This window comes from Gulosibacter sp. GYB002, assembly GCF_036577665.1.
Lineage (GTDB): Bacteria > Actinomycetota > Actinomycetes > Actinomycetales > Microbacteriaceae > Gulosibacter > Gulosibacter hominis.
Genome location: NZ_JARBDD010000016.1, coordinates 61,327 through 86,087 on the forward strand (window position 1 = coordinate 61,327; position 24,761 = coordinate 86,087).

The 24,761-nt window shown below is 63.8% G+C and carries 23 protein-coding genes; 17 read left to right on the forward strand and 6 right to left on the reverse strand.

Translation table 11 applies throughout. From position 1 onward, the window contains the following. The first annotated feature begins 75 nt into the window (after positions 1–75). From PV375_RS09950 to PV375_RS09960, 3 genes are read left to right on the forward strand one after another with little or no spacing between them, the layout of a single operon-like run. Positions 76–501, forward strand: a complete 426-nt coding sequence (locus PV375_RS09950) for a RidA family protein (RefSeq protein ID WP_332107248.1) — start codon at positions 76–78, stop codon at positions 499–501. Next, positions 498–1,178 carry a DUF1028 domain-containing protein gene (locus PV375_RS09955; protein ID WP_332107173.1) on the forward strand — a complete coding sequence of 227 codons (681 nt, stop codon included), beginning with the start codon at positions 498–500 and terminating at the stop codon, positions 1,176–1,178. Before PV375_RS09950 ends, PV375_RS09955 begins: the two co-directional genes overlap by 4 nt. Then, complete coding sequence (locus PV375_RS09960) at positions 1,171–2,340, forward strand: M20 family metallopeptidase (RefSeq protein ID WP_332107174.1); 1,170 nt, start codon at positions 1,171–1,173, stop codon at positions 2,338–2,340. The genes PV375_RS09955 and PV375_RS09960 overlap by 8 nt, the downstream gene beginning before the upstream one ends. A 98-nt stretch (positions 2,341–2,438) precedes the next feature. Here the strand turns inward: PV375_RS09960 and PV375_RS09965 are convergent, their stop codons facing one another. The 3 genes from PV375_RS09965 to upp form a co-directional block, all read right to left on the reverse strand. Beyond that, entirely contained in the window at positions 2,439–2,903 is a 465-nt protein-coding gene (locus PV375_RS09965; protein WP_332107175.1) for a MarR family winged helix-turn-helix transcriptional regulator, read from the reverse strand. 135 nt (positions 2,904–3,038) lie between these two features. Beyond that, positions 3,039–3,752, reverse strand: a complete 714-nt coding sequence (locus PV375_RS09970) for a winged helix-turn-helix domain-containing protein (RefSeq protein WP_332107176.1) — start codon at positions 3,750–3,752, stop codon at positions 3,039–3,041. Positions 3,753–4,120: 368 nt separating this feature from the next. After that, positions 4,121–4,756 (reverse strand): uracil phosphoribosyltransferase, encoded by a 636-nt coding sequence (gene upp, locus PV375_RS09975; protein WP_201518729.1) that lies wholly within the window; start codon positions 4,754–4,756, stop codon positions 4,121–4,123. Positions 4,757–4,920: 164 nt separating this feature from the next. Here upp and PV375_RS09980 point away from each other — a divergent pair, with 164 nt between their 5' ends. Next, positions 4,921–5,379 carry a nucleoside deaminase gene (locus tag PV375_RS09980; RefSeq protein WP_332107177.1) on the forward strand — a complete coding sequence of 153 codons (459 nt, stop codon included), beginning with the start codon at positions 4,921–4,923 and terminating at the stop codon, positions 5,377–5,379. 102 nt (positions 5,380–5,481) lie between these two features. Here PV375_RS09980 and PV375_RS09985 read toward each other — a convergent pair whose 3' ends face one another. Further along, complete coding sequence (locus PV375_RS09985; protein ID WP_332107178.1) at positions 5,482–5,781, reverse strand: hypothetical protein; 300 nt, start codon at positions 5,779–5,781, stop codon at positions 5,482–5,484. A gap of 66 nt (positions 5,782–5,847) precedes the next feature. Here PV375_RS09985 and proC point away from each other — a divergent pair, with 66 nt between their 5' ends. Genes proC through PV375_RS10020 form a run of 7 tightly spaced genes read left to right on the forward strand, consistent with a single transcriptional unit; the run spans position 5,848 to position 12,594 of the window. Continuing rightward, positions 5,848–6,690, forward strand: a complete 843-nt coding sequence (gene proC, locus PV375_RS09990) for a pyrroline-5-carboxylate reductase (protein ID WP_332107179.1) — start codon at positions 5,848–5,850, stop codon at positions 6,688–6,690. A 42-nt stretch (positions 6,691–6,732) separates the two neighbouring features. Further along, positions 6,733–8,208: a J domain-containing protein gene (locus PV375_RS09995; RefSeq protein ID WP_332107180.1), complete on the forward strand. Its 1,476-nt coding sequence runs from the start codon at positions 6,733–6,735 to the stop codon at positions 8,206–8,208. Positions 8,209–8,253: 45 nt separating this feature from the next. Beyond that, the gene (locus PV375_RS10000) at positions 8,254–8,724 is read left to right on the forward strand and encodes an S-ribosylhomocysteine lyase (RefSeq protein ID WP_332107181.1); all 471 of its coding nucleotides are present in this window, start codon (positions 8,254–8,256) and stop codon (positions 8,722–8,724) included. Next, positions 8,721–9,443 (forward strand): 5'-methylthioadenosine/S-adenosylhomocysteine nucleosidase, encoded by a 723-nt coding sequence (mtnN, locus tag PV375_RS10005; RefSeq protein WP_332107182.1) that lies wholly within the window; start codon positions 8,721–8,723, stop codon positions 9,441–9,443. Before PV375_RS10000 ends, mtnN begins: the two co-directional genes overlap by 4 nt. Before the next feature lie 27 nt (positions 9,444–9,470). Beyond that, positions 9,471–9,950 (forward strand): PH domain-containing protein, encoded by a 480-nt coding sequence (locus PV375_RS10010; protein ID WP_332107183.1) that lies wholly within the window; start codon positions 9,471–9,473, stop codon positions 9,948–9,950. Then, entirely contained in the window at positions 9,947–11,887 is a 1,941-nt protein-coding gene (locus tag PV375_RS10015) for a PH domain-containing protein (protein WP_332107184.1), read from the forward strand. The genes PV375_RS10010 and PV375_RS10015 overlap by 4 nt, the downstream gene beginning before the upstream one ends. After that, positions 11,884–12,594, forward strand: coding sequence for a Rossmann-like and DUF2520 domain-containing protein (locus PV375_RS10020; protein ID WP_332107185.1), 711 nt, complete (start codon positions 11,884–11,886; stop codon positions 12,592–12,594). The genes PV375_RS10015 and PV375_RS10020 overlap by 4 nt, the downstream gene beginning before the upstream one ends. 69 nt (positions 12,595–12,663) lie before the next feature. On the opposite strand, the gene panC is transcribed toward PV375_RS10020, so the two are convergent. Further along, positions 12,664–13,518 carry a pantoate--beta-alanine ligase gene (panC, locus tag PV375_RS10025; protein ID WP_332107186.1) on the reverse strand — a complete coding sequence of 285 codons (855 nt, stop codon included), beginning with the start codon at positions 13,516–13,518 and terminating at the stop codon, positions 12,664–12,666. A gap of 163 nt (positions 13,519–13,681) precedes the next feature. On the opposite strand from panC, the gene lysS reads away from it, so the two are divergent. The 6 genes from lysS (at position 13,682) to PV375_RS10055 (ending at position 22,309) form a co-directional block, all read left to right on the forward strand. After that, positions 13,682–15,193 (forward strand): lysine--tRNA ligase, encoded by a 1,512-nt coding sequence (gene lysS / locus PV375_RS10030; protein ID WP_332107187.1) that lies wholly within the window; start codon positions 13,682–13,684, stop codon positions 15,191–15,193. Between the two features lie 130 nt (positions 15,194–15,323). Continuing rightward, on the forward strand, positions 15,324–15,557 hold the full coding sequence (locus PV375_RS10035; RefSeq protein WP_332107188.1) for a hypothetical protein: 234 nt from the start codon (positions 15,324–15,326) through the stop codon (positions 15,555–15,557). A gap of 27 nt (positions 15,558–15,584) precedes the next feature. After that, a complete protein-coding gene (locus tag PV375_RS10040; protein ID WP_332107189.1) occupies positions 15,585–16,751 on the forward strand; it encodes a nucleotide sugar dehydrogenase in 1,167 nt (388 codons plus the stop codon). A gap of 143 nt (positions 16,752–16,894) precedes the next feature. Then, positions 16,895–18,058, forward strand: coding sequence for a hypothetical protein (locus tag PV375_RS10045; protein ID WP_332107190.1), 1,164 nt, complete (start codon positions 16,895–16,897; stop codon positions 18,056–18,058). 122 nt (positions 18,059–18,180) lie between these two features. Then, a complete protein-coding gene (locus PV375_RS10050; protein WP_332107191.1) occupies positions 18,181–20,718 on the forward strand; it encodes an ATP-dependent Clp protease ATP-binding subunit in 2,538 nt (845 codons plus the stop codon). 322 nt (positions 20,719–21,040) lie between these two features. Then, the gene (locus PV375_RS10055) at positions 21,041–22,309 is read left to right on the forward strand and encodes an MFS transporter (RefSeq protein ID WP_332107192.1); all 1,269 of its coding nucleotides are present in this window, start codon (positions 21,041–21,043) and stop codon (positions 22,307–22,309) included. 548 nt (positions 22,310–22,857) lie between these two features. On the opposite strand, the gene PV375_RS10060 is transcribed toward PV375_RS10055, so the two are convergent. Continuing rightward, positions 22,858–24,624, reverse strand: a complete 1,767-nt coding sequence (locus tag PV375_RS10060; RefSeq protein WP_332107193.1) for a helix-turn-helix domain-containing protein — start codon at positions 24,622–24,624, stop codon at positions 22,858–22,860. Positions 24,625–24,761 lie beyond the last annotated feature (137 nt).

The window sequence follows — 24,761 nt, forward strand, 5'->3', positions numbered from 1 at the left end:
TGGACACACACTCCCGCGCTCTCAACGCTGACAGTCGCGGCCGCCAGGCACACATGGATACCCAGGAGGGCGATGATGCCAACACACACTCGAATCCGCACCTTCAACACCAAAGACACCTATCCAGAACAAAACCTCGATAACGATCTCTGCCAGGCCGTAGTGGCGAACGGGGTCATATACCTGCGAGGTCAGATCGGGCAGGATCTCGAAACCCGCGAGTCCGTTGGCATTGGAGACCCGGTCGCGCAAACCGAGCAGGCAATGGCAAACATCCAGCTGTTGCTCGAAGAAGCTGGCAGCCGACTCGAAGACATCGTCAAAGTAACCGTCTACATCACCGACCCCCGGTACCGAGAGGGCGTGTACCGAACCATGGGTAAATGGCTCCGCGGCGTGTATCCAGTCTCGACCGGCCTCGTCGTGCAGGCGCTCGCCCGCCCCGAATGGTTGGTTGAAATCGATGCGACCGCGGTGATCAGTCAGGGGGTCGAGTCATGACCTTCTCGTTGCTACTGCGTGATCCAAAAACTGGCGAGTTTGGTTCGGCAATCTCGTCATCCTCGCCCGCAGTTGCGGCGCGCTGCGTCAACCTTGCCGACGGCGTGGGCGGCGCACACTCGCAAAACGTCACCGATCCACGGCTCGGTGTGATGTTGCTCGATGCACTCAAAGCAGGCCATTCTGCTTCGGCAGCGATGGCCGCGGTCACCGAATCGGCCGACCCAGAAACCATCCAATTCCGGCAGCTTCTGGCAATCGACGCCGCCGGTGAAACCGCCGTGTACTCGGGCCCGCGAGCGCTCGGCACCTTCGGCGCATCGCAACAGAAAAATGCGGTTGCGGCTGGCAATATGCTCGCGTCGCTCGAGGTGCTTGAAGCACTGGTTGATGCCGCGCTCGCGGCTACAGGGCCAATCGAGCGGCGTCTGATCGCCGGAATGCGAGCAGCGGTCGCTGCCGGTGGAGAAGAGGGGCCGCTTCACTCGGCAGGGCTCGCAGTGGTGGGCGATGCCGGCTGGCGGGTCACCGACCTGCGTGTCGATTGGGCGGATGACGATGCGGTCGAGGCGCTTGCCGAGCTGACTGAACTCTGGCTTCCGCAGCGCAATGACTACGTCACCCGCGGGCGCGACCCTCGCTCGGCACCGTCGTATGGGGTGCCCGGCGATGACTGACCTCGATATCGATAAGCGCCGCATCGCGAACCGTTTTGAAAGCGTTCGCGACGAAGTTGTGGCGCTCTCACGCGACCTTCATGCGCATCCCGAAACCGCTTGGGAAGAGACCCGGTCGTCAGCCGCAGTCGCCGAACTGTTGCGGCGGCACGGGTTTACCGTTGAGCAGCCCTATTGCGCACTGCCCACCGCATTTCGTGCCCGCTACGGCACAGGAAAACGCTTCACCGTGGGATTTCTCGCCGAGTACGATGCACTCCCCGGCCTCGGGCACGCCTGCGGACATAACCTCATCGCAGCCATGTCGGTCGGTGCCGGGCTGGCGCTCGCTGAGGTGGCCGACGCATCCGGCATTGCCATTGAAGTGATTGGCACGCCTGCTGAAGAGGGCGGTGGTGGCAAAATTGAGCTGCTCGAGCGCGGCGCGTTCACCAACCTCGATTTCGCTTGTATGGCGCATCCCGCACCGGTAGATGTTGCCGAAGCTCGACCATATGCGGTGACCCACTGGCACATTGCCTACGAAGGCACCGCGGCACATGCGGCTGCCTATCCCGATCGCGGGGTGAACGCCAACGACGCGTTTCTCGTGGCGCAGGTGGCGCTGGCCGCGTTGCGGCAACAGCTGCCCGCCGGAGTGCGGGTGCACGGCATTCAAACCCGCGGTGGAGAGGCCCCGAATGCCATCCCCGAACGCACCGAAGGGCGCTGGTACGTTCGTGCCGAATCCATGGAGCAACTGCTCAAACTCGAAGAGCGGGTCGAAAACTGCTTCAAAGCGGGGGCACTCGCAACCGGCGCAAAACTCACGATCACTCATGAGAGTAAGCGCTACTCAGAAATGCGCACCGACCAAGAAGCGCTTGAATGCTACCGGCAAAATGCCATTGCGCTGGGTCGTAACTTCGATGTCGATCCACTCGCCGCGACGATGGCCCGGGCCTCAACCGATATGGGCAATGTGTCTCAGGTCGTCAATGCCATCCATCCCTACATCGGTGTGGGTGGTACCGCGAGCAATCACCAGCCCGAATTTGCCGATGCGTGCATTGGCCCCATAGCTGAGCAAACGCTTCACGACGGTGCGCTTGGGCTTGCCTACACCGCTCTCGACATCGCGCAGCGTCGCAGTGCATGTCGGTCTTCCAATGAGGAGCGATAAAGTGGGTGGTGATGTGAACGCTTGCTATCGCAATCACTGTGACTGCGAAAACGTTTGATGTTGCCTCGCGTGATGGCTGCAGCCGTAAGGCGCCGCCGCTACTTTTTCTCTGGCTTACTATCAGGCGCGAACGGTGCGCGCAGCCGCTCGCACAGCTCCTGCAGCGTCGCGAGTTCATCCTCGGTGAGCGCGCCGCCCACGTGACGTTCGATGCTGTCGGCGTGAATCCGCCCAACCCGACGGAACTCACTCACGCCGGCCGCGGTGAGGGCGACGATAGTGCTGCGCGCATCAAATTCATCCTCGAATTTTTCGACGAATCCGCGCGCAACCAGCCGATCGATCAGCCGCGATACCGACGATTGCGTGATCAGTACCGATTCGTTCAGATCGCGCAGCCGGATGCGCCGCTCGGGGCAGCGGGCAATGTTGTAGAGCACGTCGTACTCGTTAATCGACATTCCGGCGCCGGCAAAATCTTGCCGCAGCACGCGCATGACCGCTACCTGCGTGCGGAACAGCGACTCCCAAGCATCACTGGCTGATGTCGAGGCTGAACTCATACTCACTCCGCTTCATCCCCCGCGGCCGCGCGGCCACGGTGCACAAGAACTGCGATTGCTAGTCAATTGTCGATGTTATCGACCGGCAGAGTCTGCAGCCACAAACCCGGCCGGGTTTGATAGCGGGTCGTTAATTTAGAAGCGGTCGGGCGACGGCGCCAGCGGATGCACCACGCGCACATCGGCGTGGCGATCGAAGCGGTACCCGCTGCCGCGCACGGTGCGCACGATATCGGCATATTCGCCAAGTTTTTTGCGCAGGCGGCGCACATGCACGTCGATGGTGCGCTCGTGCGGCTGCTCTTCGCTGCGGTCGGTCCACAGCACATCGATGAGCTCATCGCGGGTGACCGTGCGACCCTCTCGCAGTACAAGCGCCTGCAGCAGCTCGAACTCTTTGTAGGTGAGGTCGGCATTGTCGTCGTGCACCAGCACGCGCTTGCGGCTGGTGTCGATCACGACCCTGGCAGAAACCCGCGGTGAGTTGTCTGCCCCGCGGTTGCGGGCCGCGCGGGCTTCGGCTACGGCCTTCGGTTCTTGTAGGGCCAGCCGCACCAGGTCGATCGGGCGCCCCGATGCTTCTGCTGGCGCCAGCGCCACGGATGCATAGCTTTCGGCACCGGGGGAGCGTTCGGCGAGCACCTCACGCAGCGCGTTGACGAGTTCAGCGAGTTCGTGGTCGTCGTGGGGGTCGAGCCCCACATAGAGCGCGAAGCCGCGCGCGGTGGGCGCGGGCTGGCGGGCAGCTGCGGTGTAGCCGGTTGCGGTTGCGGCAGTTGCAGTCGGGCGCAGGCGGTGCTGGTCGGGGCGGTGGTGAGGGATCACTGTGGTGCTTTGTGTGAGCGACATGAAAATTCAGCTTTCGATGATGATGCGAGGCTGCAGCGGGCGATTGCCGGGCTGGAACAGCCGAAAATGTGTGGCCGGGATAGTGGCCGAGAAAGCTCGTCTGCGGATGCAACGAGATCGGAATCAACGAGATCGTGTCGGCTGGCGTGAATGGAATCGTGCATTTTGTTATGCCAGCGTCGGCCCGATCGAGACGAGACGCGTGTTAGCGACACATTCGACACGCGCACACGCCAGCCATCATCATGCCGGCGCGTCCTGCCACCTCGTGGGCGGTCAAGGGGCGTGCGTTCGTTGCGATCATGAAGTTCATTGTTCAGGATGCGGCGCAGATCGTCAACTCGGTGCGCCGCCAGCCGTGGCAGGTATTAGTCGACCACACCATAGAGCCGGTCGCCCGCATCCCCGAGGCCGGGCACGATAAAAGCGTCTTCGTTGAGCCCCTCGTCGAGCGCTGCGATCAGCACTCGCACGTTCGCGTCGGGGAAGCGCTGCCGCATCAGCTCAACACCCTGCGGTGCGGCAACGAGGCAGATCGCATTGACCTCGGTGGCTCCCGCGTCAAGCAAAAACTGCACGGTGGCTGCTAGCGAGCCGCCGGTGGCGAGCATCGGGTCGAGCACGAAGCACTGTCGGTCGGCAAGATTGTCAGGCAGTCGCTTTGCGTAGGTCTCGGGCTGCAGCGTTTTTTCGTTGCGGCGGATCCCCACAAACCCCACCTCGCAATAGGGCATGAGCTTGAGAAAGCCGTCGAGCATACCCAGCCCCGCGCGAATAATTGGCACCGCGAGCGGCAGCGGCGTAGCCACCGTCACACCGGTCATTGCGCTCACCGGGGTGTTGATTTCCTGTGGCATCACGCGCAGCGAGCGGGTTGCCTCGTAGGTGAGCAGATTGACAAGTTCAGCGACCAGCTCGCGGAACATCGGTGATGAGGTGCGTTCGTCGCGCAGCAGGGTCATTTTGTGGTCAATCAGCGGGTGGTCGGCGACGTGCAACTCCATGGCAGCAGTTTAACTTTTTCTGCCCGGTGTAACCCGCGAGGTCGGCGTGAGCTTTTCGGAAGATTTTGGGTGCAGGATGCGCTCGGCGGCATCCTGCGGCGCAAATCTTTCGCTGAACTCACTCCTACCAATTACCCTCAAGGAAGTGTGAAGCGAGGTGAAATGTGCGCGTGCCCCAAAAATATGAGTGGCTGATGCGCCAGGCGCTGTGCGAGGCCCACAAGGCGACGGCCACGGGCGATCTGCCGATCGGTGCGGTGGTCACCGATGCAGAAGGGCAGATCATCGGTCGCGGGCACAATGTGCGAGAAGCACGCCACGACCCCGCCGGGCACGCTGAAGTTGTGGCGCTGCGCGCGGCAGCCGAAACGCTCGGCACCTCACGACTCGACGGCTGCACACTGATCGTCACCCTCGAACCGTGCGTCATGTGCGCGGGTGCCGCGCTCACCGCGCGGGTGTCACGCATCGTGTTTGGAGCGTGGGATGAAAAAGCCGGCGCGGTCGGTTCGCAGTATGACGTCGTGCGCGACCGCCGACTGCCGCAGCATGCCGAGGTGGTCGCGGGGGTGCTCGCCGCTGAATGTGCCGCGCCGCTGCGCGAATTTTTTGGCCGCGACTGAGCGGCCTGACCTGCCGGGGCTGCCTATTCCACTGAGGCGGCCTATTCCACCGGGGTGGCCGGGGCTACTGACGCTGTCGCAACCAGAAGCGGCGGCGCGGGCCTAATCCCAGCCGCGGAAAACGATCGCCTCGGTTGAAACCGACGAGCGGTCGGGGCCGATGACGTCGGGCTCAACAAACACCGCGCGAACATCCGGCGCGGCGCAGCGCACCCGGTGGCGCACATCGGCAATAACCGGCGGCAGTGCATCCACGTCGGCAATATTGGTGAGCGCCACCCGCACACCCACCACGTCAACCTGGCCATCGATTTCGGTGGTGCGCACTTCGAGAATCTCCGAAACGTGCACGCTCTCGAGCAGCGCCGTGCGCACTGCCTCCGCCAGAATGGAATTGGTCATGATGATCTCCTCGCCGCGGGGGATGGCTCCCCTCAAGCATACGACGCACACCCTAGACTCAGAGCCGTGAAAAAACTTGCGAAACTCGCCATGATCGGTGTGGGAAACATGAGTGGTGCCGTGCTCAGTCGGCTGCTCGAATCCCCCGCAGCGCCAGACGAGCCCGTGCGGGTGACCACCCGCTCGGAGGTATCGGCCGCACGATACGAACACAACTCGCGCGTGCGGGTGCAGGCGCTCGACACAAATCCGGCTGCGAACCGCGAGGCTTGCCGCGATGCGTCGGTGGTGCTGCTCGGGGTAAAACCGCAGCAGCTGCTCGACCTACTCGCAGAACTGAGCGACACGATCGCGCCCGGCACCGTGGTGATTTCGGTGGCAGCGGGTGTAGAGACTCGCGCAATCGAATCGCGGCTGGCTGCCGGGGTGCGCGTGGTGCGCGCCATGCCAAACACGCCCGCCACGGTTGGGCTGGGAGTCACGGGGATTGCCGGGGGCTCCAGTGCGGATGCGGAGGCGCTTGAAATCACCCGCACGTTGTTCGCCGCGGTGGGTGAAGTTGTCGAGGTGCCCGAATCGCAGATCCCCGCAATCGGCGCGATCAGCGGTAGCGGCCCCGGTCACGTTTTTTTGCTCGTCGAACAGATGATTGACGCGGCGATGCACTACGGCTTCGACCGTGAAACGGCCACCCGGATGGTGGTACAAACCTTTGAAGGCTCAATTGCACTGCTGCGTAACGAACCTGAAACCGAGGTAGCAACCCACCGTCGCCGGGTGATGAGCCCGAAGGGCACCACCGAGCAGTCGATTGCGGTGCTGCAAGACGCCAATCTCACCGAGCTATTTGCCGCAGCGTTTGCGGCGAATGTGCGCCGCAGCAACGAACTTGCCGAACAGCTGCGCTAACGCATCCCCGCCCGATCCCGACCCAACCCCAGCAGGTACCGCATGAACTTCCGCTCGACCGATTACCCCGAGAACCTCTACCGGGTGCTCGGGGTTGATCCGAGCGCATCCGAAGACGAGATTCGCCGGGCCAGTCGCATCAAACAGCGCGAAACGCACCCCGACCTTGGGGGCACCCCGGAAGCCTTCATGCGGGTGCGCTTGGCCGTGGAGGTGCTCACCGATCCGCAGCGTCGCGCCGCACACGATGCCTGGCTGGCAACCACCTCGGGGCAGGTGATGCCGGCCCGCAGGGCTCCTGGACCCCGACTGCGCCAGCAGCAGCGCAGCCCGCGCCGGGCCGCAACCCCAACGAGTCCGGCCCAGCCGGCGGCGCGGCACACGGCCGCGGGCACCGATGTGCCGGTTTTTGATCGCATCCCCAAACCCGAGCCACAGCTGCGCAAAATGTCGTGGTACCGCCAGTCGTGGGATCACCCGGTTGAAGTGTGGCCGGCGGCGCGGGCGGCCGCGCCCTCGGTGACGCTGCGCGAATTTGTCACCGTCGGCCCTTTCGTGCTCGCGTCGGTGCTGGTCGTGCTGGCACTGGCAATTCCCGCATCCCCGCTGTTTACCGTGTGGTGGCCGATCGCGCTGCTGCTGGTGCTGCTGGGAGCGGCATGGCTGTGGCTGCGCGGCGATGCGCGTCCCCAGCCGCTCGTATCGACCGTGCTTTGGATTTTTGTGGCCGGGGTTTCGCTTTCGGCTGCGGCATCGTTTTTTGATGCGATGCTCGGTATTTTTACCGGCCCCGACAGTCCGACCGGCGCGCGGATTGTGCGCGGCGTGAGCGCGCTGGCCGTGCTGGCGCTCGCGGTGCTCGCGTGGTGGGGGCTGCAGCCGCGCGTGAAACGGATGCAGTTTGAGCGGCTGCTGATGCGCATCGCCGACGAATCGGCACCGGCAGCCGATGACACCACGCGCGTGTACGGACAGCCCGGTGCCACCGCAATGACCCGCTCGCAGCCGGGTGTGCATCCGCTGCGTCGACAGTGTGCCGAGCGGGTTGTGGGTGAGGCACTGGATGCGCTGCAGCGGCTTCCGGGTGTACGGATCGTGCACGGCCTGCGGATTCCCGGTGGTGACGACCAAATCGCGACGATTTCGCACGCTGTGGTCGCCGGCCGTCGCGTCGCATTTATTGATAGCGAGCTGCGGGCGCCGGCTCACTATGCGCTGGATGCGCGCGGTTCGATCACCCGTGACGGAGTACCGTCGTCGACGGGTACGGAATTTCCGCACCGAGTGGAGAGGCTGCACGAATATTTCGGCGATGTGGCCGAGGTGCGCGGCTGGCTGGTGCTGGTGCCCGAGCGGGCGGGCGAGTTTGCGGTTGATAATTCGCGCACCTGGCCGCGCGTGCGTCTGGCGAGTGTCGAGTCGATGCTGCGCGAGGTGGGCGATTGGCTCGTGACCGATGGCAACTCGCTTGACCGGCTGCTGCTGCGCGACCTGGTCGATTTGCGTGTTGAACCTTAGCCGTTGCGGCAGGTGCCGTGCAGTTTGGCAACGTAGGCTGGCGGCATGCCCAGCCGTATGAATGTCGAATCGTTCAACCTTGATCACCGCATGGTGGCGGCCCCGTATGTGCGGGTTGCCGACCGCAAAACGCTCCCCGGTGGCGACACACTCGTGAAATACGACGTGCGCTTCACGCAGCCGAATCTCGCGCATCTGCCCACCGAGGTGATCCACTCGATTGAGCACCTCGTTGCCGAGCACATGCGCAACCACACCGATCGGCTGATCGATTTTTCGCCGATGGGTTGCCGCACCGGTTTTTATGCGCTGATGCTCGAGGTCGAGCCAGACGAGTTTGAGCAGCTGCTCGAAACCACCCTGCGCGATGTGCTGCGGGCCACCGAGGTGCCGGCAGCGAACGAGGTGCAGTGCGGCTGGGGTGTGCACCACACGCTCGAGGGTGCGCAGGATGCGGTGCGTGAGTTTTTGGATGCGCGCGGCGAGTGGTCGCAGGTGTTTGGAGAGCACGCGTGACGGTTGTCATCCAGGTGGCGATGCCCGCCGAGGCTGCGCCGTTCATTGCGGCAGCCGATAGTAGCGAACCCGTTGTGTGCCCGCTGGCGGGGGTTGATGCTCGGCGGATGCGAGTTGCGGGGCAGGATGTGGTGCTGGTCACCAGCGGCATCGGATTGGTGGCCGCGGCTTCAGCTGCCAGCTGGGCGGTGCTCACTTTTGCGCCCCGCGCGGTGGTTTCTGCGGGCACGGCCGGTGGCCTCGCGCCCGCGAGTCGTGTGGGGGATGTGGCAGTGGGGCTCGACTACAGCTACGGCACCGCGGATGCCACCGAGTTTGACTATGAGCGCGGGCAGGTTCCGGGCCAGCCGGTGCGGTTTCCCGCATCCGATGTGCTTTTGGATGCGCTGGGTGCGCTGGGACGCGAGCCCGGTAGCCGTGAAGAAAGTGACGGTAACGGCACACTGTACGGCCGCATCCTTTCGGGCGACACGTTCGTGACCGCCCGAAATGTGGCCGATACTCGCGAGGCGTTCGCCGACGCGGTGGCCACCGATATGGAGTCGTGCGCGATCGCGCAGGTGTGCCAGGCGTCTGCGGTGCCGTTCGTGTCGGTGCGCGGGGTGAGTGATCTGTGCGGACCCGAGGCGGGGGTTGATCATCACCTCAGCGTTGATGCGACATCACAACGTTCGGCGGATGCGGTGCTCGCGTTCATCGGGAAAATTGAAGTTAATTAACGAAACGAACCCGATTAGAGGAGTCTCGTGACCAAGTTTGAGTTGCCGCGCGTGCAGTGGCACCACATCTCGCCGCGACACATCACTGTCGAGCTGGTGAGTGGGCTCATCTGGCTGTTGATTTGGATTGCCGCTACGGGCGTGATCGCGGTGCTGGCTGACGGGCTGTGGTGGTTGACTACGGCCTGGATGATCGTGGTTGGCATCGTGCAGGTGTCGCTGGTGGTGCCCCGGAACCGGGCAATTGGGTATGCGGTTCGCGAGGATGATCTGCTGGTGCGACGCGGGGTGATGTTCAACAGCATGACCGCGGTTCCCTACGGCCGGATGCAGACAGTTTCGATGCATCGCGGCCCGGTTGATCGGATGGTTGGGCTTGCGACCCTGCGGATGTCGACCGCTTCGGCTGCGGCTACGGTGGCGATTCCCGGGCTGCCGCTGGCAGAGGCGGAACGGCTGCGCGACCACCTGATTCGGGTGGCAGAAACGCGGCGGGCGGGCCTATGAGCTGGACGCCGCCACCGCAGCATCCGGGCCATTTTCAGCCCGGGCAGCATCCGGGTCAGCCGCAACACAATCCCTATCTGCAGCCGCGCGTGACCGAACTCGCTAACGGTGATTGGCACCGGCTGCATCCGCTGACCCCGTGGCTGCGTGTGCTCAACCTGCTGGGCGGCGTGCTGTTCATGGCGCTCGTAGTTGGTGTGCCGCTGGCCGGTGCAGTGTTCGGCGACGACCCCGACTCGCCACGCCTGGATATCAGCCCTGGCACGTATTTTGTGCTGGTTGGGATTATCGCGCTGGTGATTTTTGTGCTCGGCACGGTTGGCGTTGTGCTCGGCTACCGCGCCACTGAGTTCCGGGTGACTGACGAAGTGCTCGAAATGCGCAGCGGCGTGTTCGCGCGCAATTTTTTGCAGGCGCGTCTCGACCGGCTGCAATCGGTCAACATCAACCGGCCGCTCGGTGCGCGGATGCTCGGGCTCTCGCATGTTGCAACCTCTGGCGCATCCGATTCGAGCGAAGTTGAACTGAAATACCTCGGCCAAGCAGACGCCGAGGCGCTGCGCGATGAGGTGCTGCGGCGAGCATCCGGTGCTAAACGCCGCAAACGCGCCGAACAATCGGCGGCCCACCAGGCGGCGCGGCATGGCGAGCAGGGCACACCCTCGCAGCCAGGTGCCGGCCCGCTAGCCGGTGCCGGGCAAGGACTCGGTAGCGGGCAAGCGCCCGGCGTCGCGCCGCAGCACGCCACCGGTGCGCCCAAACCGGCCCCGCAGCGCCGCACGCTCTCCGACTTCGTCGACGCCGTGGTAGAAGATTTCAGCGGCTCGTTCGCATCCCTGGGCGAGGCCGACAGCCCGACCATCGTCACCGTGCCTGCCAAACGGTTGGCCGGTGTCGAGATGCTTAAGTTCGTTGGTGCCGCGCTGATCATGCTCGTCATCGCGGGCATCCTCTGGATCGTTTTTGGAGTTCTTGCGTCGTCCCAGGCGACATTTTTGGATGAACTCGAACTCGACGCGCTAACAGTGAATATCATCGGTGCGATCGCAACTATTGGTTTGCCGCTCGTGACTCTCATCATGGGTGCGTTTGCGGCGCTGGTCTCGCTACCGGGCAATATGCAGTACAACATTGCCGGCACACCGGACGGTTTGCGCGTTGGAAGGGGGCTCCTCACCACCAATAGCGACACCATCGCGCCGGGACGCATCCATGCCGTTGAGATTCAGCAGCCGTTTTGGTGGCGGATGCTGGGCTGGTATCGAGTCAGGATTAACCGTGCCGATGTGGCGATCGTGTCGAGCGATGACAGCGACTCCGACCAGATTTCGCGCACGGTGCTGTTGCCGGTGGGCAAGTTTGACGATGTGATTCGGGTGCTGTCAGTGGCGATGCCCATGCAGTTTGGGTCGCACACCCCGCACCTCATGCGCGATCTACTCGCGGCCAAACCGCCCAAGCAGCTGCGCGTGACTCCGGCTCGCGCCTGGTTTTTGGCACCGTTCGGGTGGAAACGTAACGCCGTGCTGGTTGACCGCGGTGTGGTGTACCTGCGCCGCGGTCGCCTGGAGCGGCGCGTGTCGATAATCCCCGCCGAGCGGATGCAGGGGCTCACCATTTCGGACGGACCATGGCGCAGGCTTGCGGGCGCCGCAAGCCTGCGCATCGGCACGGTGCTCGGGCCGGTGCTGATGGGGCAGCGGCTTGTGGCCAGGTCGCAGGCGCTGCAGCTTTTTGAGCAGCTTGCGCAGCTCGCTATTCGGGCGGCGCAGGTTGACCGCTCGCACCGCTGGGCCGAGGCCGGTGCCCGGATGCTCGTGCAGGTGGCGCAGTTGCAATTGCAGGATGCGCGCGCCGCCGGTGCGGCACCCGACCCGCGGGCGGTGGCGATCGCCCACGCCGCAGACGAATATCAGCGGCAAGAGGGGCAACGATGAACGCAAATCGAGATGGTCGACTCGGCGTTGGTGTGGTCGGAAACGACCTGTTCGGCCCGGTGCTGGCAGCGGGCTTGGCGGCCGCCGGCCACTCGCTGATCGGTGTGGCGTTAACGGATGCTGCTGCCATCGATCGAGTCGAGGCGCTGTTGCCGGGTGCCCCGCAGCTGAGCGCCGAGCAGGTGATTGAACGCAGCGAGCTCGTGGTGCTTGCCGAGCCGGTCGAAACGCTCGAGTCGCGAGTGGCTGAGCTCACCGGGGCCGGCGTGTGGGTGCCTGGTCAGCTCGTGGTGCACACCGCCGCGCAATTTGGCACGGCGCTGCTGGGTGAGGCGCTCAACCGCGGCGTGATTCCGCTGGCCATCCATCCCGCAATTGATGTCACCGGCACCTCAATCGACCTGGTTCGACTCAAAGAGGGTTGGTGCGGGGTGACCGCACCGCGGCCGGTGCTGCCGATCGCGCAGGCCCTGGTGGTAGAGCTAGGCGCCGAGCCGGTGGTGATCGATGAGGGCGACCGCGCGACCTATGCCGAGGCGATTGCCACCGCCACCTCGTTCACTCGCTCGATCGTGCAGCAGGCCACCGGACTGCTCGCGTCGATCGGGGTGGAATCGCCAGGCTTTGTGCTTTCGAGCCTCGTGCGGTCGGCCGCCGACAACGCGCTGATCGCAGCGCAAGAACCGATCGAACCGCCGAGCGAGTAGCGGGGGAGGGCTGTTTTCCCGCGCGAATAGCGCGGGAAGATTGCGTTGCGCAGCTGCTGATCCGCCCGCTCAAAACCGCACTTCGCGGTTGTCGATCAGCCGCGTGGTGCCAACGCGCGCGGCCGTCAGCACCAGCGCATCCCCGTGAAAGTCCGGGCCAGCGGGGGTGAAGGTGGCCGCATCCACCGCCACCAGATAGTCAACCGTCACGGTCGGTTCGGATGTATACACCGCGCGGCCGGCCTCGAGCGCTGCCGCAACGCCCTCGACCGCCGCATCCGCCACCGCCGCCAGCGCTCGCGAAAGCACCGTCGCCCGCTCGCGGTCGGCGCCCGCCAGGTAGACATTGCGGCTCGAGCGCGCAAGACCGTCAGGCTCGCGGGCGATCGGTGCGGCAACAATCCGCAGTGGCAGGTTGAGATCGGCAACCATTCGGCGCACCAACGCGAGCTGCTGCGCATCCTTCTGCCCAAAAATCGCAATATCGGGCTGGACGATCGCAAACAGTTTTGCCACCACCGTGAGCACGCCATCAAAGTGGGTGGGGCGGAATTCGCCCTCGAGGATGCGGCCGGCATCGCCCGCCGTCACCATCGTGGTCGTCGGCCAATTCGGGTACATCTGTTCGACGCTCGGCGCGAACACCCAGTCGACGCCGGCCTGCTCGAGCAGCCGCACATCGTCGTCGAGCTGCCGTGGATAGGCGTCGTAGTCTTCGCCGGGCCCGAACTGCAGCGGATTCACAAAAATCGAGACGACCACGCGATCGGCATGCTGCTGCGCGAGCCGCACGAGCGAAAGATGCCCGTCATGTAGCGCCCCCATAGTCGGTACGAGCGCAACAGTTTGCCCGGCACGGGCGTCGCGAGCGAGCGCCGATCGGGCGTCAGTAATGGTCTGCAGCACAGTGGTCACGCAAAGCATCGTACGCCGCACGCTCGCCGGCGCACGCCCAGCCAAGCGGCAACCGGCAGCCTCGCCTACGATAGATCGAGTGACGCGGCGCGGCGGGCTTGCTGCCCGCAATCCCATTTTGCCGCGACGAGAGCTTTAACCCGCCATCACCACACGAGCAAGGAGACCGGCAATGGCCGAAACCCCCGAGAACGCAACCCTGAGCGCCGCCGAAGTTTCGGAGCAGAAGCAGGTGCGACTCGATAAGCGTGAGCGGATGCTCGCCGAGGGGTTCGCTCCCTACCCGCTGACCCTGCCCATCACCGCCGATATTGCCGACCTGGTTGCTAAATATGGTGATCAAGACCTCGGCATCGATTTTGCATCCGGTGAGATCGTGGGCGTGGCTGGCCGCATCGTGCACCTGCGCAACACCGGCAAACTCTGTTTCGCCGCGCTGCAGGCCGGTAACGGGTCGCGCATCCAGGCGATGATTTCGCTCGCGAAGGTGGGTGAAGAAGCGCTCGCCAAGTGGAAAGAATTTGTTGACCTCGGCGACCAAGTGTTCGTCAAGGGTGAGGTGATCACCTCGCGTCGCGGCGAGCTGTCGATCATGGTCGAAGAATGGCGAATGGCGTCGAAGGCGCTACGGCCGCTGCCGAACCTGCACAGCGACCTCAACGAAGAAACCCGCGTGCGACAGCGCTACCTCGACCTCATCACCCGGGATGCGGCACGCCAGATGGTGCGCACCCGCGCCAAGATGAACGCCTCGCTGCGCGCCACCTTCGCGGCCCACGACTTCATTGAGGTCGAAACGCCGATGCTGCAGGTGATGCACGGTGGTGCCGCAGCGCGCCCGTTCGTAACCCACTCGAACGCGTTCGACACCGAGCTCTACCTGCGCATCGCGCCCGAGCTGTACCTCAAGCGGGCCCTCGTGGGTGGCCTCGACCGCGTATTTGAAATCAACCGCAACTTCCGCAACGAGGGTGCCGACTCGACCCACTCGCCCGAGTTCGCGATGCTCGAGGCATACCAGGCATACGGCGACTACAACACCATCGCCGACCTCACCCAAGAGCTCGTGCAAAATGCGGCCGCCGCGGTATCGCCCGACGGTTCGCACCGCGTGGTGTGGGCTGATGGCACCGAATATGACTTCGGTGGTGAGTGGCAGCGCATCTCGATGTACGAGTCGCTCTCTGCAGCAGCCGGCCGCGAAATCACCCCCGACACCTCGGTTGACGAGCTCGTGGCGCTCGCGGATGCGGAGGGCGTTGAGGTGCACCTGCCGAACCACGGCAAGCTCGTCGAGGAGCTGTGGGAGCACTTCGTGAAGGAGGGGCTGGATCGCCCCACCTTCGTGATCGACTTCCCGGTTGAGACCTCGCCGCTGACCGCTGCGCACCGGTCGAAGCCGGGGGTGGTGGAAAAGTGGGACCTGTACGTGCGCGGGTTCGAGCTGGCCACCGGCTATTCGGAGCTGATCGACCCGGTCGACCAGCGCGAACGCTTTGTTGAGCAGGCCAAGGAAGCCGCGCGCGGAGATGCCGAGGCGATGCGTCTCGATGAAGACTTCCTCGCCGCGCTCGAGCACGGGATGCCCCCGGCAGGCGGTATGGGCATGGGTATCGACCGCCTGCTCATGGGCCTCACCGGCCTCGGGATCCGCGAGACGGTGCTTTTCCCGCTGGTGAAGTAGTCACCAGAGGGACAGAATGACGCAGTCCGTTGGTTAAATAACCAACGGGACAGACTGGCACAGCCCTCTCGTTAAGTAACCCGCCTGCATCCTGACGCGAAGCGGCTTGCCGCGTACACTGAGACTCACAATGATCGAAAACTGGTGGCTAAACGCACTGTGGTCGGTGACCCCGACCATCGTTATTGGTGCCCTCTTCGGGCTCATTATTTACGCCGCGCTGAACGCCGACCGCAAAGCACGCCTCGAGCGTGGCAGAGTCGAAGCAGAAGAACGCGCCAGGTTCGCAGCCGAGCGCGCAGCAAAAGCGCAACATCCCGACTCGAACGCGGACGACACCGCAGCCGAGCCAAACCGCAACTAACCAGCGCGTCGAACACGAGGGAACATCATGAAGATCGCCGTCATCGGCCTTGGATACGTGGGCGCCGCCAACGCGGTGCTGCTCGCACAATCGCACGAAGTGATCGCGGTTGATGTGCAACAGTCGCGAGTGGATGCGGTAAACGAGCGTCGCGCACCGGTCGTTGATGAGCTGGTCACCAAATACCTCACCGAAGCCGAACTCAACCTGCGCGGCACGGTCGATTTCACCGAGGCAATCACCGGTGCCGACTATGTCGTGATCGCCACCCCCACCGACTACGACGATGTCACCGACTCGTTCAACACCTCGACCGTCGAAACCGTGCTGCAACAGGTGGCCGACTCGAACGAAAACCCCGTCGTGGTGATTAAGTCGACCATTCCGATCGGCTTCACCGCCAAAATGGCCGCCCGCCACCCCGAGCTCAACATCCTGTTCAGCCCCGAGTTTTTGCGCGAGAGTAAAGCACTCTACGACAATCTGCACCCCAGCCGCATCGTCGTAGCCGGCGACCGCGAAAAAGCAGCCGAATTTGCCCACCTGCTGCACGCCGAATCGCTCGAACCTAGCACCCGCGTGCTCATCACCGGCACCACCGAAGCCGAAGCCATCAAGCTTTTCTCGAACACCTACCTCGCCATGCGCGTCGCCTACTTCAACGAGCTCGACACCTTTGCGCGACGCAACAACCTCGACACCCGCGAAATCATCGACGGCGTCGGCCTCGACCCGCGCATCGGCGATCACTACAACAACCCGAGCTTCGGTTACGGCGGCTACTGTCTGCCGAAAGACACCAAACAGCTGCTCGCCAACTACCGCGGCATCCCGCAGCGCATGATGACCGCCATCGTCGAATCGAATGCCGAACGCATCCAGTTCATTGCCGACGATATTCTGCGCCTGCAGCCGAAACAGGTGGGCGTGTGCCGCCTGGCAATGAAAGCCGGCAGTGACAACTTCCGCAGCTCGGCCGTGCTGGCAGTGGTGGGTGCGCTGGTCGCCGCAGGCGCGACCGTCAAGATTTACGAGCCCACCGCATCCGGTAACGAGCCGTTTGCGCACCTGCTCGAACCCGATTTTGATCGTTTCGTTGCCGAATCGGATGTGATCGTCTCCAACCGCATCGACGACGAACTCAAACCTCACCTCGACAAGGTTTATTCGCGCGATATTTTCGGGCGCGACTAGCTCTCTCCGGGGCCGCGCGTGACGTTCTTGCCGGGCCGCGCGTGACGCTCGGGATGCGTTGACCAAAAACTCAGCGGATACTCCAACAACTTTCCTAGCCTGATCGAGTCTCAGTTCAGAGCACGGCCGGGGAGGGAAAGCGGATGCGACGAGTCGTCACACTCGCTGCCTCGCTGCTGCTTGCCGCCACCGTCGGAGGGTGCGCCCAAGCCGAACCCGTTTCGCCCGCGGCAGTGGGGGCTTTCGACACCTACACCGACAGCATCCGCGCGATATCGGGTGTCGAAAAAGTGACGGTCGACGCGTCGCGACAACAGGGGCGCGCCCACTTGAGTGTGACCGTATCCGCGCAGATTGGCGCCGCCGAGTTGAGCGAGCTCGGTAGTCGGGCGCTCGAGTTTAACGACGAGGCGCAGCACCAAAACCTCGCGGCATCGCCGCCACAAATCCATCTCGGCAACTCGACCTACTCATATTTTGAAGGTCTCGGGCCTGAAGAACTGCGCGAACAGCTCGAATACTGGCGCGAACTGTGCAATAGCGGCGCAGTGCGGGTCAACTTCAGCGCCTACCGGGCGCGCGGCGGCGAACCGACCGAAACCACCGCGGGCACCCGGCAGCATGCCGAAGCTGCACCGGATACCGCACCCCGGCGGCATGCGCGCGTAGCCCAGCCGCAGCCGCCCCGCTATATCGGCGTTAAATTGCCGGACCAGGCAAACGGTCAGCAACAGGACGCGATCCGCGCGATTGAGCGCACGCGCGACCCCGGCGTACAAAAAGGGCAGTGGGGCGTTGTCGGGCTCGCACCACAAATGCGTGTCGACTATGTCACGCCCGAATTTCCGGGCGCCGATGCGCTCGCGGCCGACGCACGGATCGGCAAGCTTTTTGCCGACGCGCCGGGACTGGCCAGCATCCAGCTGCGACACACCGGCGAACCGGTAGCAAAAACCGAGCTGCAGGTGTTCGCATTCGATCCCGATATGGATGCGCTGCAACCCGAAGCCGCACAGCAGGCATTTGCCGAATCAACCGCATCCGGGATGATCGACGACACCATCCGGCTGCTCGAAAAACTCGGCGTCGGCAACTACACGCTGCAAATCGTGTCGAGCCCGATGTCAAGCGGCGAAAACTTTAGCCTCGTCGTCGACGTCGACGACTGCCACTTCAACAGCAGCGATGAATGGGATGCGCTGCGCGACCACTACGGTGACACCTGGCTGCAGCACGCGCATCCGTCGCGATTTCAGGATGCATCCAAAACCTGCCTGGTGAACGGCGAGCCTGTGCCCGGCCACTAGCGCCACCGAAGCCGTCACGCCGACGGCGAACAGGGGAGAGAAACAGGGCACCCGCCAACTACCCTCGAATCGAGCCCCTGCTACCGCTGTGTCGCAGCGGTGCTGGAATTGGAGGAAATGGCATGTTCGAACGTTTTACCGACCGTGCTCGGCGCGTGATCGTCCTCGCCCAAGAAGAGGCGAAGATGCTCAACCACAACTACATCGGCACCGAGCACCTGCTGCTCGGGCTCATCCACGAGGGCGATGGTGTGGCAGCGAAGGCGCTTGAGGCCCTGGGCATTTCGCTCGAGGCCGTCCGCGAGCAGGTTGAAGACATGATCGGTAAGGGGCAGCAAAAGCCCACCGGCCACATCCCGTTCACTCCGCGCGCCAAGAAGGTGCTTGAGCTGTCACTGCGCGAGGCACTGCAGCTGGGCCACAACTACATCGGCACCGAACACATCCTGCTCGGCCTGATCCGTGAGGGCGAGGGTATCGCCGCCCAGGTGCTCGTGAAACTCGGCGCCGACCTCAACTCGGTGCGTCAGCAGGTGATTCAGCTGCTGGCCGGCTACCAGGGCAAAGAACCGGTGGCAGCCGGAGCCGGGCAGAGCGCGCCCGCAGCCGGTAAAGGCTCGGCCGTACTCGACCAGTTCGGCGAAAACCTCACGCAGCTTGCCCGCGACAGTAAACTCGACCCGGTGATCGGTCGCGAAAAAGAGATCGAGCGCGTGATGCAGATCCTGTCGCGCCGCACCAAAAACAACCCCGTGCTCATCGGTGAACCCGGCGTCGGTAAAACCGCCGTGATTGAGGGTCTGGCGCAGGCCATCGTGAACGGCGAGGTACCCGAAACCCTCAAAGACAAGCAGGTGTACGCGCTCGACCTCGGCTCGCTGATCGCCGGATCGCGCTACCGCGGTGACTTTGAAGAGCGCCTCAAGAAGGTCACCAAAGAGATCAAAAACCGTGGTGACATCATTGTTTTCATCGACGAGATCCACACGCTTGTGGGAGCCGGCGCCGCCGAGGGCGCGATCGACGCGGCCAACATCCTGAAACCGATGCTGGCGCGTGGCGAGATGCAGACCATCGGCGCCACCACGCTCGACGAATACAAAAAACATTTTGAAAAGGATGCGGCCCTCGAGCGTCGCTTCCAGTCGATCATCGTTGATGAACCGTCGGTTCCGCACACCATCAACATCCTCAAGGGCCTGCGCGAAAAGTACGAGTCGTTCCACAAAGTCACCATCACCGACGACGCAATTGTTGCCGCGGTGAACCTTTCCGACCGCTATGTCAGCGACCGCCAGCTGCCCGACAAGGCAATCGACCTGATCGACGAGGCCGGTGCCCGGCTGCGGCTCTCGGTGCTGTCGTCACCGCCCGAGCTTCGCGAACTCGACGAAAAAATCGCGAAGGTGCGCGGCGAAAAAGACGACGCCATCGCGGTGCAAGACTTCGAGGGCGCGGCCAAGCTGCGCGACACCGAAAAGGAGCTGCTCGGCGAGCGGCTGCGTCTCGAAAAGCAGTGGAAGGCTGGCGAGGTGAAGGCAGTCGGCACGGTGGACGCCGGGCTGATTGCCGAGGTGCTCGCGGCCGCCACCGGCATCCCGGTGTACAAGCTCACCGAAGAAGAGACCGCCCGCCTGGTGTTTATGGAGGATGCGCTGCACGAGCGGGTTATCGGGCAGCACGAGGCCATTGCGGCGCTCTCGCGCACTATTCGCCGCACCCGCGCCGGTCTGAAAGACCCGAACCGGCCATCCGGTTCGTTCATCTTCGCCGGTCCCACCGGTGTTGGTAAGACCGAGCTGGCGAAGGCGCTCGCCGAGTTCCTCTTCGACGATGAGTCGGCGCTGATCACGCTCGACATGTCGGAGTTTGGTGAGAAACACACCGTTTCGCGACTGTTTGGTGCCCCTCCCGGATTCGTTGGTTTTGAAGAGGGCGGGCAGCTCACCGAAAAGGTGCGCCGCAAGCCGTTCTCGGTGGTGCTGTTCGATGAGATCGAAAAAGCGCACGCCGATATTTTCAACTCGCTGCTGCAGATTCTTGAAGAGGGCCACCTCACCGACGGACAGGGCCGCGTCATCGACTTCAAGAACACCGTGATCATCATGACCACGAACCTCGGCGCGAAGGACATCGCCGGTGGCCCCGTTGGGTTCCAGATCGAGGGCGACACCGAGACCACCTACGACCGGATGAAGGCGAAGGTCAACGAAGAGCTCAAGAAGCACTTCAAGCCCGAGTTCTTGAACCGAGTTGACGACACGATCGTGTTCCCGCAGCTGACGCCGAAGGAACTGCTCGAAATTGTTGACCTGTTTATCAAGCGATTGAGCGAGCGGATGCTCGACCGCGACATGATGATCGAGCTGAGCGAGGTGGCGAAGGAGCAGCTCATCAAGGTTGGCTACGACCCGGCTCTCGGCGCTCGGCCGCTGCGCCGTGCCGTGCAGCACGAGATCGAAGACCCGCTGAGCGAGAAGATCCTGCGCGGCGAGCTCATCGGCGGCGACCACGTTTCGGTGGATCACCGCGATGGCGAGTTCACCTTCGATGTGCAGCGCAGCGAGCGCGTTGGCGCCGGCGCTGCTGGTGTTACTGGTGCTGCCGGGGTTGACGGCATCGCGGATGCGGGTGCGTCAACCGCCGACCGTGATGAGTAGCGGAGCTTAGGCAAAGGGGGCGGGGCCTGTGGCCTCGCCCCCTTTGGTGTGCGCCACCGCGCCCGCTTCTTCGCCAAGTGACCCTGTTGTTGCCAAGTGACCCTGTTCTAGGAGGGTCATTTGGCAGTTACAGGGTCACTTGCCGGAAAGGGAGATGCCGGAAAGGTGGACGCCAGCTGCGGAGAGACGGGAGGGGGAGGGAGCAGAGGTAAGAAGAGCGGGGGAGAGCTGGGAAGAGGAGCGCGGGGAGGGGCGGGGCGAGCAGGGGGAAAAGGGGGATGCAGCAGCTCGCCGTGACCTGGTCAGCGCTAACCTGGCTCCCATGACTCAACCCCGCGCCAACGAACCAGCCCTGTGGCGCGTGCTGACCGTGGCGTTCTTGCCCACCCTCATCTACTCGGTAGGGCAGGGCGCGATCGTTCCGGTCATCCCATCAATCGCTGCATCCCTCGGCGCCGATGTTGCCTTCGCCGGATTCATAGCCGGATCGCTGTTAATTGGCCAGGCCATCGGTAACCTGCCCGCTGCATCCCTTGTGGCACGGCTGGGAGAGCGGCTTTCGATGACGCTGGCGGCGCTCGGTACTATCGCGGGCGCGCTCATTTCAGTGAATGCCACGACACCCTGGATGCTGCTGGTCGGGGTGCTGTTGCAGGGGCTGATGACGGCGGTATTTGCGCTGGCCCGGCAGTCATTCCTGACGTCGTATGTGCCGTTACGGGTGCGAGCACGGGCGATGTCGTCACTCGGCGGAGTGTTCCGATCAGGTGCGTTCGTAGGGCCGTTTGTTTCGGCCTGGTTGATCAGTCAAACCCAGTCGCCACAGGCAAACTTCTGGGCGTTCATTGTTTGTTCTGCGCTGGTGGTGGTGACGTTGCTCGTGCTGCCGGATGTCGAAAAAACCGCTGGTCGACAGGTCGCGCGCAAGCAGGTGAGCGTGGCTCCGCACGACCGGCTGTGGCCGACAATCGTGCGGCGACGGGATGTGTTGCTGACGCTTGGCATCGGTGCGGGCGCGCTCACCATGCTGCGGTCGGCGCGCCAGGTGGTGCTGCCGCTGTGGGGGCACGCGGTTGGGCTCGAGCCGGGGGCGATTTCGGTGGTCATGGGGATCGGCGGCGCCATCGATTTCGCGCTGTTTTTCACCAGCGGCTGGATTATGGATAAGTTTGGTCGTGCCGCGAGCGGGGTTCCGGCGCTCGTCGGGCTCGGCATCGGATTTGTGGTGCTTGGGGCTTCGACGTGGTTCGCGAACCCGCAGTGGTGGTTCATGGCGGTAACCTGCTGGCTCGCGCTGTCGAACGGAATCGGTTCGGGCATCGTGATGACGCTCGGTGCCGACCTTGCGGACCCCGATAACCCAGCGCCGTTTTTGGGGGCATGGCGCACTATTACGGATGCATCCGGTGCGATGGTGCCGTTCTTAGTGTCAGGTTTATCGGCGTTTGCGGGGCTCGTCGCGACGGCGATGTTGTTTGGTGGGATCGGTCTTTTCGGAGCGTTCCTGTTTGCCCGCTACATCCCGCGTTTCGTGCCAAAACCGCCTGACGAGCGGGTCGACACTGGCGCCATCGAAATCCCCGGCGACTAGTTCTGGGCTCGCTGTTTGCCGGGCTCCGGCCGCCCCGCATCCCCGCATCCCTGTCCTGCCGCTTACCCCTGCAGATTTTTGTTTCCTGGCTGCATCCCAGATACGAGATTTGTTTCCTGGCTGCAGGCGTCTTGTGGAGTTTTGCTTCCTGGCTGCAGAAACGGGGTTTTCGCCGGCTGAAACGTTTCAAACCCCGGTCTTGCAGCCAAAAATCAAGAAACAGGAAACAAAAATCTGAGGTCAGGAAACAAAAATCTGCAGCAGCTTGAGGCAGCAGCTTGAGGCAGTGGCTGGGAGGCTGGCTCGGGCAGGCAGGCTGGGGCCGGCAGGCTGGGATGCAAGCAGCAGATAGCAGGGCAGGCAGGCTGGGCACAGCTGGCGGGGATGCAAGCAGCAGACAGCAGGGCACAGCTGGCGGGGATGCAAGCAACAGACAGCAGGGCACAGCAGGCTGGGATGCAGGCAGGCTGGGGCAAGGCAACCAGGCGGGGAAGCAGGCAGGGTACAGCAGGGCACAGCAGCAGAAGCAGGCAGGTAGGCAGGCGGCGCTAGCTGCTGCCGACGAGGCGGTGGGCGGCGAGCATTACGTGGATGTCGAGCCCGCGGCGACCCCCGGCCCAGCCCGGGCCGAGCAGTTTAGTGATGCGATCCAGCCGCTGCCGCACCGTGTTTTCGTGCACGTGCAGCTGCTTCGCGGTATCCGCCACCGAATGCGCCGCATCCAGATAGGCCGCCGCAGTGTTCACCAGCGCCGTGCCGTGCTGCCGGTCGTAATCGAGCAGCGGCCCGAGAATCTGCTCAATCGCCAGCTTGGTCGGTTCGATGGTGACTCGCGTGAGAAACGCCCCCAGCGCGCCATAGCTTTCGAGCGAAACGAGGATGCGGTCGTGACCGCTCCGCCTCGCAGCCTCAACCACGCGCAACACCAGGTCGTACTCTTCCGGCGCGATACTCAGCATGTGCAGGGTGGGCGAGTGCCCCACCAGCAGCGCCCCGCGCCGCCGCGCACCCGGCGCCCCCAGTTCGCTCTCGATCGCGGCGAACGCCCGCTCAGGCGCGATCGCCACCAACCGCTCATCGATGCGGGCGCGCAGCAGCGTGCTCCCAAAATCAACCTCAAAGCGATGCTCGAGGTCATCGAGCGAGGTCGTCGAGCCGTCCGCAACCACGATGCGAAACGGTTCCCCCTCGCGCACCCCGAACTCATCCAGGCGCAGCAGTGCGGTGGGGGTCGGCCCACCCGGTGGCGGGCTGAGTAGCTCGAGGATGAGGTCGTGCCGGCGCCGGGTGAGGTCGCCGAGCTCGCGGTGGTGGGCGCGCAAAAACGTGTCGAGCATCCGCGCGCTACGGCGCAGCAGTTCGGCCTCTTGCGGCTCCACCTCGCCCTCGATCAGCACGGATGCGATCGGTGCGCCAGACTTCACCCCGGCGGTCATCACCGTGAATCGCGAGCCGTCGTCGCGTCGACCGGTGACGGGCACCCCCTGCTGCGCCGAAAGGGTCACCAGTGCCCGTTCACTGTCGATCATTTCGGTGAGTGAATCATCGAGCGCGAACCGCACGGTCAGGTCAGCCAGTCGCACATCCCGCCCCAGTTCACGCGACATACCCTCGCGCAGTGCCGCGAGGCCACCACCGGCGGCAAGCGCTTCGATCAGCGCTTCGTCCACCTGCACGATCCGCCGCTGCTGTGCGAGCAGCGCTTCAGTTTCGCCAAGCTGTTCACGCAGCTGCTCGGCCGCCGCGCGCTCGCGGACGGTGCGCTCCTGCGTCACGGTCGCGACGGTCGCGAGATCGGCGAGTGTTTGTGCCACCTGCACCTCGTCGGGTTCGTAGCGGTGCCAGTGTCGATGGCCGACAATCAGCACGCCAAGGATGCGCTGCTCGGCGCGCAGCGGCATGGCGAGCATCGCCTGCACCTCCTCATCGGTAACCGCGGCGTCGGTAGCGGGATCGTGCGCAAAACTCGTGTCGCCGAGGTAGTCGCTGGTGTGGGCCGGGTCGCCCGTGGTGATCGTCCGACCGGTGATACCGGTTGCCAGCGGTATTGAAACCCGGTGCAGGGCGTCGGTAAACATGCCATCGGATGCGATTGGTCGTGCGATGCCAGCATCCTCGTCTACCAGCCCCATTGCGGCAATATCGGCGTCGAGTAGCGAACGCAGCCGGGCGGTGAGCTGCTGTAAAACATCTGCCGAATCGCCGAGCGACGCGAGGCCGCGCGCGAAGTCGCTGACGGCGCGCATGAGTGCCCGCTGTCGGCGCTCTCGTTGGATGTTCGACGGTGATTTTTCAACCAACCTGCGGTCTGGCATGTGTAATCCTCCATATACAAAGATAAAATATGGATGGACCAACACTTACTTTAGGTCATTTAGCGAACATGATCATTCAAAAGCAATCGCAACTTGCTGGCTGTATCCCGCCACCGCGATTGCATCCCCTCGAGTAT